This is a genomic window from Kurthia sp. 11kri321 (assembly GCF_001534765.1).
Classification (GTDB): Bacteria; Bacillota; Bacilli; order Bacillales_A; family Planococcaceae; genus Kurthia; species Kurthia gibsonii.
On sequence record NZ_CP013217.1, the window covers coordinates 2,019,049 to 2,031,519 of the forward strand.

At 37.0% G+C, this 12,471-nt stretch carries 11 protein-coding genes; all 11 read right to left on the reverse strand.

Annotation, left to right across the window (positions count from 1 at the left end):
- Positions 1-2: 2 nt before the first annotated feature.
- On the reverse strand, positions 3-800 hold the full coding sequence (locus ASO14_RS10240) for a TIGR00282 family metallophosphoesterase (protein ID WP_068454674.1): 798 nt from the start codon (positions 798-800) through the stop codon (positions 3-5).
- An 81-nt stretch (positions 801-881) separates the two neighbouring features.
- A complete protein-coding gene (gene rny, locus ASO14_RS10245) occupies positions 882-2,438 on the reverse strand; it encodes a ribonuclease Y (RefSeq protein ID WP_068454677.1) in 1,557 nt (518 codons plus the stop codon).
- A gap of 378 nt (positions 2,439-2,816) precedes the next feature.
- A complete protein-coding gene (gene recA / locus ASO14_RS10250; RefSeq protein WP_068454680.1) occupies positions 2,817-3,881 on the reverse strand; it encodes a recombinase RecA in 1,065 nt (354 codons plus the stop codon).
- A 159-nt stretch (positions 3,882-4,040) separates the two neighbouring features.
- Positions 4,041-5,297: a competence/damage-inducible protein A gene (locus ASO14_RS10255; RefSeq protein WP_068454681.1), complete on the reverse strand. Its 1,257-nt coding sequence runs from the start codon at positions 5,295-5,297 to the stop codon at positions 4,041-4,043.
- 105 nt (positions 5,298-5,402) lie between these two features.
- The gene (gene pgsA / locus ASO14_RS10260; RefSeq protein WP_068454685.1) at positions 5,403-5,981 is read right to left on the reverse strand and encodes a CDP-diacylglycerol--glycerol-3-phosphate 3-phosphatidyltransferase; all 579 of its coding nucleotides are present in this window, start codon (positions 5,979-5,981) and stop codon (positions 5,403-5,405) included.
- An 89-nt stretch (positions 5,982-6,070) separates the two neighbouring features.
- Positions 6,071-6,979, reverse strand: coding sequence for a helix-turn-helix domain-containing protein (locus tag ASO14_RS10265; protein ID WP_068454688.1), 909 nt, complete (start codon positions 6,977-6,979; stop codon positions 6,071-6,073).
- Between the two features lie 21 nt (positions 6,980-7,000).
- Entirely contained in the window at positions 7,001-7,798 is a 798-nt protein-coding gene (locus tag ASO14_RS10270) for a DUF3388 domain-containing protein (protein ID WP_068457490.1), read from the reverse strand.
- A 194-nt stretch (positions 7,799-7,992) separates the two neighbouring features.
- On the reverse strand, positions 7,993-8,721 hold the full coding sequence (gene ymfI, locus ASO14_RS10275) for an elongation factor P 5-aminopentanone reductase (RefSeq protein ID WP_068454692.1): 729 nt from the start codon (positions 8,719-8,721) through the stop codon (positions 7,993-7,995).
- Positions 8,722-8,725: 4 nt separating this feature from the next.
- A complete protein-coding gene (gene yfmH, locus ASO14_RS10280; RefSeq protein WP_068454695.1) occupies positions 8,726-10,024 on the reverse strand; it encodes an EF-P 5-aminopentanol modification-associated protein YfmH in 1,299 nt (432 codons plus the stop codon).
- The gene (gene yfmF / locus ASO14_RS10285; RefSeq protein WP_068454699.1) at positions 10,025-11,290 is read right to left on the reverse strand and encodes an EF-P 5-aminopentanol modification-associated protein YfmF; all 1,266 of its coding nucleotides are present in this window, start codon (positions 11,288-11,290) and stop codon (positions 10,025-10,027) included.
- A gap of 221 nt (positions 11,291-11,511) precedes the next feature.
- Positions 11,512-12,471, reverse strand: a complete 960-nt coding sequence (locus tag ASO14_RS10290; RefSeq protein ID WP_068454702.1) for an ABC transporter permease — start codon at positions 12,469-12,471, stop codon at positions 11,512-11,514.

Here is a 12,471-nt window from a genome sequence, read left to right on the forward strand (position 1 = left end):
CATTAGCCTTTAAACGGATGATCCTTATTAATTAAAATACGCTCACAGTGCGTTGCTTGACCATTCTTATCATCAATCTCTACAAAGAATGCACTGAGTACTTCCGCGCCTCTTTCTGGTACTTCAAAGCGTACGGGCATATTCGTTTTAAAACGATAGATGACACTTTCTTTTTTCATACCTAGCACTTCATCATACGGCCCTGTCATACCTACATCTGAAATATATGCTGTGCCACCTGGTAAAATACGTTCGTCAGCTGTTTGTACATGTGTATGTGTACCGACAACAACAGACGCTTGTCCTGCTAAGTGCCAACCGAGTGCAATTTTTTCAGATGTTGTTTCTGCATGGAAATCAACGAAAACAATCGGTGACTGTTTCTTCGCTTCTGCAATTAATTCTTCCGCCATCGCAAATGGTTCATCATGTGCCGGTAAGAATACACGACCATGTAAATTGATTACAGAGATTGCCTGTCCATTTTTCGTAATCGTTGTCATTCCTTTACCTGGTGCTTCCTTTGAGAAATTAGCTGGACGAATTAAATAATCCGTATCATCGATGAAATCATAGATCTCGCGCTGATCCCATGTATGATTCCCCATTGTAATTACATCAACACCCATCATTAATAAGTCTTGATAAATACGCTTTGTAATACCGCGACCCTTCGCTGCATTTTCACCATTTGCAATAACTACATCAATTTGATATTTCTTCTTTAAACGCGGTAAATACTTTTCAACCGCATCAATTCCTAAATCGCCTACAATGTCACCAATAAATAATACTTTCATTTGAACTCCCTTTTCTATGAAAAAAAGAGGGTTTCTTAGAAGTAATCACTTTAAGAAATACCCTCTCCTCTTATTTTATAGTTATTTTGCGTATTCTACTGCACGTGTTTCACGGATTACCGTTACTTTAATATGCCCTGGATAATCCAGTTCTTCTTCAATACGCTTACGAATATCTCTCGCTAAACGATGGGCTGTTAAATCATCTACTGCATCCGGACGAACGATAATACGTACTTCACGACCTGCTTGAATCGCAAATGATTTTTCAACGCCTTCATAAGACTCTGAGATTTCCTCTAACTTCTCTAAACGACGAATATAGTTTTCAAGTGTTTCACTACGAGCACCTGGGCGAGCTGCTGATAGAGCATCTGCTGCTGCTACTAATACCGCAATAACTGATGTTGCTTCTGTATCACCGTGGTGAGAAGCAATACTGTTAATGACAACAGGATGTTCTTTATATTTTGTCGCAAGCTCTACGCCAATCTCAACGTGACTACCTTCTACTTCGTGGTCAATTGCTTTACCGATATCATGTAATAAACCTGCACGCTTCGCAAGCGTCACATCTTCACCAAGTTCAGCTGCAAGCAAGCCTGCTAAATGTGCTACCTCGATTGAGTGTTTCAACACATTTTGACCGTAACTTGTACGATATTTCATACGTCCTAAAATTTTCATTAAATCTGGATGTAAATTATGAATACCTAATTCAAATGTTGTTTGTTCGCCTGTTTCGCGAATTTGTTCATCTACTTCACGACGTGATTTTTCGACCATTTCTTCAATTCGTGCTGGGTGAATACGACCGTCTTGTACTAATTTTTCAAGTGCTAAACGTGCTGTTTCACGACGAATTGGATCAAAGCCTGATAAAATAACCGCTTCAGGTGTATCATCAATAATTAAATCAATACCTGTTAATGTTTCGAGTGTTCGAATATTTCGACCTTCACGACCAATAATACGGCCCTTCATTTCATCATTTGGTAAGTTTACAACAGATACTGTCGTTTCTGCGACATGATCTGCAGCAAAGCGTTGTACCGCAAGTGATAAAATTTCACGTGCTCTTTTGTTCGATTCTTCTTTTGCACGAAGTTCTGCTTCTTTCGTCATCACTGCAACATCTGTTGTCAGTTCATCTTCTACTTCTTTTAAGATGATCGTACGTGCTTCATCACGTGTTAATGCCGAAATTCGCTCTAACTCTGACTCCTGCTTTTGTAGAAGTTCATCCACTTTGCTTTCCATCTGTTCAATATGCTGTTGTCGATCAGCTAGACCGCTTTCTTTGCGTTCTAAACCAGCTTCCCTTTTATTAAGAGCGTCATCTTTACGATCTAGATTTTCTTCTTTTTGTAATAAACGGTTCTCTTGTTTCTGAAGTTCAGAACGACGATCACGAATGTCATTCTCTGCTTCAGTTCGAAGTACGTGAGTTTCATCTTTTGCTTCTAGGATAGCTTCCTTTTTCAAGGCTTCCGCTTCTCGTTTCGCTTCTTCAACGATTAGTTCTGCGGAGCTTTTTGCACCAGTCACTTTTGAATCATTCACTCGTTTAATTATGACATAGCTAACAACGGCACCGACGATCAGACCAATCAAAGCGGGGATGATGTAACTACTCATTCGAACACCTCCTCTAGCTCTAATGTTTGTGATTTTTAGTCGGCTGTGAATTGTTTTGACAATATACTGCCTATTTCATTTCGATTTTAGAAATTTAAAAGAATACATCCTTAATTGTATAGATGTCATGTAACGATGTCAAGGTTTCACAGTTATTGTAAGCCTTTTATTCACTGGCTTCTAACCCTTTTCATCTCTCGCTTTATAAGACTTTTATAGAGATATTTAGCTACTTATTCACATACATTTTTTAACATCAAAGTTTTTTTAAGGTATGTACAATTATCCGTTTATTCGTATTTATTTTCTTTTCACATAAATTAAATATAAAAAAGAATTGTGCCATAATGACACAATTCTTTTCATACAATCTAATTATTATTTTTCTTCGTCTAATAATAGTGTTAACTCTTCATCCATTACTTCATCTTCTTCAGGAGCTGCTACGAACTCAGTTGTTGCAATACCTGATTTTTCGCGGATTTTTTGTGCGATTTCAGCTTGAACTTCTGGATTTTCTTTTAAGAATTCTTTTGCATTTTCACGACCTTGACCTAAACGCTCATCGCCATATGCATACCAAGAACCTGATTTTTGAACAATCTCTTTTTCAACACCAATATCAATGATTTCGCCTTCTTTTGAAATCCCTTCACCGTACATAATATCTACTTCAGCTGTTTTAAATGGTGGAGCTACTTTGTTTTTAACAACTTTAATTTTTGTACGGTTACCAACGATATCATTACCTTGCTTAATTGATTCAGCACGACGAACTTCTAAACGTACAGAAGAATAGAATTTTAATGCACGTCCACCTGTTGTTGTTTCAGGGTTACCGAACATAACACCAATTTTTTCACGTACTTGGTTAATGAAGATTGCGATACAGTTTGATTTATTAATAATACCTGATAATTTACGTAAAGCTTGAGACATTAAACGCGCTTGTAGACCCATGTGTGAGTCACCCATCTCGCCTTCAATTTCAGCTTTTGGTACAAGTGCTGCTACAGAGTCAATAACAATAATGTCAATTGCGCCACTACGTACAAGCGCTTCTGTAATTTCAAGTGCTTGTTCACCTGTATCAGGTTGTGAAAGTAATAATTCATCAATATTAACACCTAATTTTTGTGCATATACAGGATCTAGCGCATGCTCTGCATCAATGAAAGCTGCTTGACCGCCTGCTTTTTGAATTTCAGCAATTGCATGTAGTGTTACTGTTGTTTTACCTGAACTCTCAGGCCCATAAATCTCTACTACACGTCCTTTAGGATAGCCACCTACCCCAAGTGCTGTATCAAGTGCTAAAGAGCCACTTGGTGATGTTTGGATTTTGCGGTCTGCCTGTTCGCCTAACTTCATAACAGATCCTTTACCAAATTGTTTTTCGATTTGCTTTAAAGCATTATCTAATGCCGCTTTACGTTCGTTCAAATCATTTCCTCCTCCAGAAAGTACGTTCTCTTTTTATATCATAACTATACTTTATTTTTGAGAAAAGCTCAAGTAAAAAGGGAACATTTATTCGTTTTTTTATTTTAAGCTATTTTTAATATATATTTTCAAAAAACATATACATTCTCATTTTTATTATTAGATTTTACGGTAGCCTTTTGAACTTAATAATTGAATAATATGGTGAATTGCCGTTTTAACGGCGCGAATTCGATTCGTATTACGCATACCTTGTAAATTCAATTGATACGTAAGTGGCTCATCTTGACCATACGCAATCCCAATCCATACTGTGCCAACTGCACGCCCACCATGTTCTGCTGGACCAGCTGCGCCTGTTAAACCAACCCCTAAATCCGTCCCAAACTTCTCTTTAATACGAACAGCCATTTCTGCTGCACATTCCGCACTGACAACAGAATATTTATCGATTAACTCACGCGATACGCCTAGTTGATTCACTTTCACATCTTCATTATATGTGACCATACCACCATATAAGACTTCACTAATTCCTGGGTTAGCAGCTAGTTCTGATTGGAATAAACCAGCTGTTAAGCTCTCAGCAGCAGAAATCGTAATCTTATTTTCGATTAACATGTCTGCCAATTTAGAAGAAAGCGAGTCATCATTTACACCATATAAATACTCGCCTACTAAATCTAAAATTTCTTGGCGTGTTGGTGTAATCAGTCCCCAAGCTTCTTCTTCTGTATCTGCTTTTGCTGTAATACGAAGTGTTACTTCCCCATCACCTGCTAATGGGGCAATTGTTGGATTTGTTTGTGCATCTAATAAATGCTGTACGCGATCTTCTAACTCCGCTTCGCCAATACCGTAAAAACGCAGTACATGTGACACGATTAACCCACCATCAGATACACGTTTTGCTAACTTTGGTTTCGCTTCGAATTGAAACATTGGTTGCATCTCTTTTGGTGGTCCTGGTAATAAAATGTACGTATGTGTATCATTTTCAAAAAGCATCCCCGGAGCCATACCATTTTCATTTCGCAGTACTTCACAACCCTTTAATACAAGAGCTTGCTTACGATTGTTCTCTGTCATTTTGCGATTACGCTTTTCAAAGAAAGTCGTAATGTATTCCATCGCATCATCATTTTGTTCAAGTGGTACGCCTAAATGTTTTGCAATCGTTTCTTTTGTTAAATCATCTTTCGTTGGCCCAAGTCCTCCTGAAAAAACAATTAAATCTGCGCGTTTTTCAGCATGTTCAATTACTTCTTCTAAACGTTTTGGGTTATCACCTACAACAGTATGATAAAACACATTAATGCCTAACTCTGATAATTGACTCGAGATAAAACGAGCATTCGTATTTACAATTTGTCCTAATAATAATTCTGACCCTACTGCAATAATTTCTGCATTCATTTCATACACTCCCATTTCCATAGTTAATCGACAAAAAAAGACTCATTCGCAAAAGCGCCTTTTAAAAGGTTGTGAAAATTCGTCACAAAATGAGTCATACATAATTTATTTTGATTCTAATAGCACGCGACGATTCAACCAGAAATACTCGATTCCTGACCAAACAGTAAATACAAGAGCTACCCATAACATGATGATATCAGCTGGTATATGCCACATGTCAAAAATCATATTATTTAGCAATAATAATACAATCGCTAAAATCTGTGCCCACGTTTTGATTTTGCCCAATTGGTTGGCTGCCACAACTTCACCTTGTTCTGCACAAATTAAACGTAAACCTGTTACTGCAAATTCACGACTAATAATGATAATAATAATCCATGCTGGTGCCTTGTCTAACTCTACAAGTAAAATAAAAGCTGCTGATACAAGTAGCTTATCAGCCAATGGGTCTAAAAACTTACCCATATTTGTAACTAAATTATGTTTGCGTGCATAGTGACCATCAATCCAGTCTGTTAATGAAGCCACAATGAAAATCATTGCACCTACAAAATGTTCTACTGGTAATGTAGCACCTAATAGTGTCATATTCCCCCACCCAAAATTCACGACCATTAAGATGACAAATACAGGTATTAAGGCGATGCGGGATAGTGTAATTCTATTAGGAATGTTCATATTTTTCACCCTTCTTAACGCTGACGTTCGTTTTATAAGCACAACAACAGGAGCATAGTTCTATCATACTAGGCTCCTGTTATTCGCTGTTACTCTTCTTCAGCCAATTTGATTACAATATTTTGTGTCGGTTGTTCCGATGGTGATGTAACAAACTTCACTTCTTCACCATTTACAAATACTTTACCATTTGCAGCTGCTCCAAGTCGAATACGAACACTTTTCTTACCTTTTGCATTCTCTTTAATTTGGTCGCCTGCTGCGAACATACCAGATTCTCCAAGTGTTGTTCCATTTTCATCTGTAATGCCCACCCAGTTTTCACCTGTTACGTCCACGCGAATACTAAACTTCTTCGTACCTGATAAAGTATATGTTGTTGTAATATTATCAGCACTTACTTCACCATCTGATAATTTCTGTTTTGGTTGCTCTTCTTTTTTCGTTTCTTCTTTTTTAGTTTCTTCTTTTTTGTCTGTAGCATCTGTTGCATTATTTTTACTTGTATCTACATTTGTATTTTCTTGTGTTTTTGGTGTCTCTTTTGGCTCTTCGACGGTATTACTCGGTTGTTTTAACATTAAGAATGCAAAACCAGCAATAATCACAACGATAAATAGAGCAACAACAAATTTGGGCATTACATCTCCAAATTTCTTATTTGGACCTGAAGAACGTGCAACATTCGAGCGACGTTTATTTCCAGACACTTGGTCCCCTTTTTGTATTGATACACCTGAACCTAGTGTTTCTGCAGTCTTGTTAGTAGGGAGCTCCGTTTTATACGTTTCCAAAAGTTCCGTTGCATCTAAATCGACTGCTTCTGCATATTGTTTAATGAACGCTCTTACATAGAACGTACCTGGCATCACGCCGTAATTACCTTCTTCAATTGCAGAAAGATATCTTTTTTGAATCTTTGTTTTTTCTTGTAAATCATCCAGACTATAACCTTTAGCTATTCTCGCTTCTTTCAAGCGCGCACCTAATTCAGTCAATTTTACACACCTACCTATCTCTTAAAAATTAAATCCTCCAAAACCGCCAAAACCGTCTGAATCTTGAAAACTATTTTCACGTTCCAATAATTCATATGTGATTTCTTCATCTGGATGATGTCTTAATTCAATCATATAATCGAAATCATCAATTGTGTATTCCGAATGTTGTACGAAGATGTCCGGATGCTCCACGACTTTAATTGTCGGTAACTTCATGATTTCTCGTACAAGCTGATGATGACGTTCATCGTTTGAACGACGTGTTACAGCACCATCTAACACAAAAATATTTTGATCGCCGTACTCATCTCCATGTAATCGATTACGAGCTGTTTGTTTAATCATTGTTGAAGATACAAATAACCACTTTTTGTTCGCACAAACACTTGCAGCTACAATTGATTCCGTTTTACCGACACGCGGCATACCACGAATACCAATTAATTTATGTCCTTCTTTTTTAAAAATCTCAGCCATGAAGTCCACTAAAATACCTAGTTCATCGCGTACAAAGCGAAACGTTTTCTTTTCGTCTGCTTCTCGTTGAATATAACGCCCATGACGAATCGCTAAACGATCACGCGTTGTTGGTGGTCTAAACTTTGTTACTTTAATCATCTCCATAATGGAAACGATATTCATAAAGCGTTCGATTTGTTCTTCTTTTTCTGCACGTAGTAACATGCCTCGACGTACTTGGTCTACACCATTGATTGTAACAATATTTACTCGCAGCATACCTAACAATGAAGAAATATCTCCTAATAACCCTGGACGATTGACTTGAATTTCGTATTCAAAATACCATTCTTTCACATACAACGATCCCTTCTCTTATACAACGAATAAAACATTTCTATGTTCCATGATAGCTGATTTTCGCTTACATTTAAAGGGGAAATGGGGAATGTGTACAATGAATTCACTGTTTTTTTATCCTTTATTTTGAAAAATAAACAAATGACTTATTTATTATCGTAAAAAAACAAAAAATCATTCCCCAGGAAATATTAAATATACCAGCCACCATTCAAACGTAATACTTGTCCCGTCATATAATCTGCTTTTCCTGATTGTAAAAACTGAACTAAATCGGCTACTTCTTCTGGCTTTCCAGCACGTTCCATCGGAATCTCTGCTAATACACTCGCTAGTTCTTCATGCGACAAATGTCCATTCATCTTCGTATCAATAAGTCCAGGTGCTACAGCATTTACATGAATTCCGTTATACGCTACTTCTTGCGCATAAGCTTTCACAAATGCGTGAACGGCACCTTTTACTGTAGAGTAAAGTACTTCACCAGCACCACCCGCTTCGCCCCAAATTGAACCAATCATCGTAACGTAGGATGTTTCATGTTGTCTTAACTTATACCCTAATTTTGTAATTAATTCGATTGGCGTTTGAACATGTACACGCCAAAGTGCTTGCATATCTTCTGGTGTTGTATCTTCTACTAATTTATAAAGAGATTGGCCACTTGCTACGACAATGGATTGCAGCGAAAAAACAGATTGTGCAATCCGTTCAGCTGCACCTTCTTCTAGTAAATTAGCTTGTATAATTAAAAATTCTTGTTGTGGATACATCATTTCTAATTCTTTTAGCAATGCTTTAACTGGTTCTACTTGCGAATTATATTGTAAATAGAGCGACCAACCATCTGCGGCTAACTTTTGTGCAATCGCTGAACCAATTGCACCTGAAGACCCAAGTATTAAACTAAACTTCTTCATTCTTTTATTTCGCTTCTTTCAATGGTTTCACTGTAAATGTCGACTGTTGTGTAATGCCTTGAATGGATTTCATTGCTTGTTCGACATCTTCCATTGTTAATTCTTCAATAACTGGAACTGCATCGAATAAATTCATATCATTAAATTTATAACGTGTGAATTGATTCGCAATAAACTCAATTGAATTCATCGCACGTAAGAAGAAACCGATTTTGCGTCGTTTTACACGTTCTAACTTTTCTGCATCGAACGGTAGTGCCACTTCTGACTCATTCATAACTGTTTTAATGGCATTCTCTAATTCAACTGGATGATTCGTATCTGACCCAACCATCGCAAAGCCAAACCCTTTTTCTAAAGAGAAATCATATGAATAAGATTCGTCAATCCATCCTTTTTCATACATTTCTTCATAAAACGCTGATGAACGTCCGTACATGAGGTCTAAAGCTAATTGAATGGCTAACTCTTGTTTTAACATTTCGCGCCCTTGTAAATGTGTTTCACGCGCTTTGAACGATACATATGCTTTTGGTTTTTGAATATCCATACGTAACTCATTTGCTACACAGTTCACTTCTAATGGCTCATCAACTTCGATGCGTTGAATCGGTGTCGCTTCTGCAAATGTTTTTTGTGCTTGGTTCTCACGAATATGCGCCATCATTTTTTCAGGTTCTACTGAGCCAATGACGAATAACAGCATATTTGAAGGATGATAGAATGTGTTGTAACACGTATATAAATGTTCAGCTGTAATCTCATCAATCGTTTCAATCGTACCAGCAATATCAATTTTCACAGGATGATTTTTATATAGATTTTCAATCGAACCGAAGTATGCACGCCAGTCTGGTTGGTCGTCATACATCGTAATTTCCTGACCAATAATCCCTTTTTCCTTATTGACCGTTTGCTCTGTAAAGTATGGTTGCTGAACAAAGTCTAATAAAGTAGTTGTACTTTCGTAAATATGATTCGTTGCTGAGAATAAATACGCTGTACGCGTAAATGATGTAAAAGCATTTGCTGATGCTCCATATTGCGAGAACTTTTGAAATACATCACCATCTTCTTTTTCGAACATTTTATGCTCTAAAAAATGCGCAATGCCATCTGGTACAGTTACAGGCTCTGTTTCGCCTAGTGGCACAAAGGTACGGTCAACTGAACCATACTTCGTTGTAAAGGTTACAAAAGTCTTTGAGAAGCCTTTTTTCGGTAAAATATATACGTCTAAGCCATTGTCTAACTTTTCATAATAAAGTTCTTCACCTAATTGTTCAAATTGTACTTTTTCCATCTATGCTTCCTCCATTCCTGTTAAGAAGAATACCGTTTGTTTTTCAACTTGGTTTGCTATTTCTTGTACGTCTTCTTTTGTAACAGCATCCCACTGCTCACTTAATGCCTCTACAGTAAATGGAATTGGTAACTCACGATATTGATCAAATACTTCAATCTGTCCACGTGCAGAATCCAATGCCTCTTTTAATTGGTTTTTTAACATGGCTTTCGTTTGATTCAATTCCATATCTGAAATATCCCCTTGTTGAATCGCTTGTAATTGCTCATCAATTAAACGAACTGCCTTTTCCTCATTCTCTGCTTCAATTCCTGACGTCACATATAATACACCATACTGTGACACATACGAACTTCCACAGTAGTATGCTAGGCTTTCTTTTTCACGTACATTCATAAATAACTTTGAATGTGGATAGCCACCGAAAATACCGTTAAAAATTTGCATTGTAAAGAATTTCGGATTGTCAAAACGTACAGGTGCTTTATAGCCAATATGAAGTTTCGCCTGACGCATTTCTACCTGTTCTTTTTTATAATCTGTTAGTGGCTCTGTATCTTTGAATGTTACCTTTTCATATGGGTTTGGGCGGTCAACAAGAGGTAACGCTTCTTTTAATGACGCCACCATCTGTTCTTCATTGATATCACCTACAACGAAAATATCCACATCATCATATTGAAGCATCGCTTCATACGCATCTTTCAAAGTTTGAGGTGTAATCGCCTCTACATCCGCGACTGTTCCGTTTACTGAAATAGAAGCTGGGTGATTTGGACGGAAGATTTTTTGTAATTGCGTTTGTGCATAGCGTGATTTTTCATCGAAAATAGACTGAATACGATCAATAACCATCGCCTTTTCACGCTCTACAATACTCGATTGGAATAAATCGTTTGTAAAGTTTGGTTTAAACAATACTGTATGCACTAAATCTAGTACTTTATTTAATACGTCACCACTTTTTAAATAGTGATCGTTTACAGTTTCTACATTCAATAAAACAATTTGTTCGTTACCTTTTTTCGTTGTATCTAAATACATGACCGTTCCATATAAATCATCTAAATACATACGAAGTGATGCAGCAGTTTGATATACCGCATTACTATGTTGTAAAACATTTGTTAAAACCGTTCGTACGGCTGTATCTTTTGTTGATAATTCTTTTTTAAATTTAATTGAAAAATTCACCGTTTTAAATTGGTCTGTCTTTCTCGTAAAAACGTTAACACCTTTAGCAATTTCGGTTGTGTTAAACATAAAAACCCTCCTGTCGTAAATAAAGCGCTATTTTCATCATACCTGTCTAATTCCCTATTTGGCAACTAATTGTATTTAAAAATATAGTTATATAATGTTTATTGTAAGCCTTTCATATTAAATAGGAAAATATTATGGATGATTTTTATTTTAAAACAAAATAAAGCGTAACGACTCGTCTTGAATCGTTACGCTTCATAGAATAATTAGTCATTCAACTATTATCTTTTACCTTTAATGTAAGGCTTACCTGATGCTTTTGGTGCTGTCGCTTTTCCAACGAATCCAGCTAAAGCTAAGATTGTTAATACGTATGGAAGGATGAATAATACTACTTCTGGTACATCTCTTACATATGGAATCGACGTTCCAACAATACTTAGTGATTGCGCTAAACCGAAGAATAGAGCTGCTCCTAATGCACCTAGTGGATGCCACTTACCAAAGATCATCGCTGCAATCGCGATGAAACCTTGACCACTAATAGTGTTAGCTGCAAAGTTACCAGTGATTGCTTGTGCATAAATCGCACCGCCAATACCACCTAATGCGCCTGAAATCATAACCGCATAGTAACGAATACGTGTTACTTTAACACCCATTGTATCTGCTGCCATTGGATGTTCACCTACAGAACGAATACGTAAACCAAATGGTGTTTTAAATAGAACAAACCATGCTAGAATCGCTACGACGATTGCTAAAATCGATGTACCATATACGTCTGTAAAGAACATCTTCCCTAAAACAGGGATATCGCTTAATACTGGGATATCAAAACGTGAAAAACGTTGACTAATCGAATCTGTTTGACCTTTTTCATAAATTAATTTTGTTGAAAACACTGCAACTGCTAAAGCTAGCATATTCAGCGCTACCCCAGATACGGTCTGGTCAGCTCGAAGTGATACAGCTGCGACTGCTAAAATTAATGAGAAAAGTAAACCAACAACCATTGCTACAAGTAGACCTACCCACGGGGTCCACGTACCTAGTTGATCTGCAAAACTTAAGTTGAACACAATACTGATAAATGCTCCGATTACCATAATACCTTCAAGACCGATATTTACAACACCAGAACGCTCAGTGAATACGCCACCGATTGCTGTGATAATTAATGGAGAAGCATATAGAATCGCAGAAGGAATAATGAACTCCAACACATCTAAAAAGCTCAT

Excerpts from the sequence above, each read along its gene's own strand:
- pgsA (WP_068454685.1), bottom strand. The coding sequence starts at position 5,981 with ATGAACATTCCTAATAGAATTACACTATCCCGCATCGCCTTAATACCT.
- ASO14_RS10255 (WP_068454681.1), bottom strand. The coding sequence starts at position 5,297 with ATGAATGCAGAAATTATTGCAGTAGGGTCAGAATTATTATTAGGACAA.
- yfmH (WP_068454695.1), bottom strand. The coding sequence starts at position 10,024 with ATGGAAAAAGTACAATTTGAACAATTAGGTGAAGAACTTTATTATGAA.
- rny (WP_068454677.1), bottom strand. The coding sequence starts at position 2,438 with ATGAGTAGTTACATCATCCCCGCTTTGATTGGTCTGATCGTCGGTGCC.
- ASO14_RS10290 (WP_068454702.1), bottom strand. The coding sequence starts at position 12,471 with ATGAGCTTTTTAGATGTGTTGGAGTTCATTATTCCTTCTGCGATTCTA.
- ASO14_RS10240 (WP_068454674.1), bottom strand. The coding sequence starts at position 800 with ATGAAAGTATTATTTATTGGTGACATTGTAGGCGATTTAGGAATTGAT.
- yfmF (WP_068454699.1), bottom strand. The coding sequence starts at position 11,290 with ATGTTTAACACAACCGAAATTGCTAAAGGTGTTAACGTTTTTACGAGA.
- ymfI (WP_068454692.1), bottom strand. The coding sequence starts at position 8,721 with ATGAAGAAGTTTAGTTTAATACTTGGGTCTTCAGGTGCAATTGGTTCA.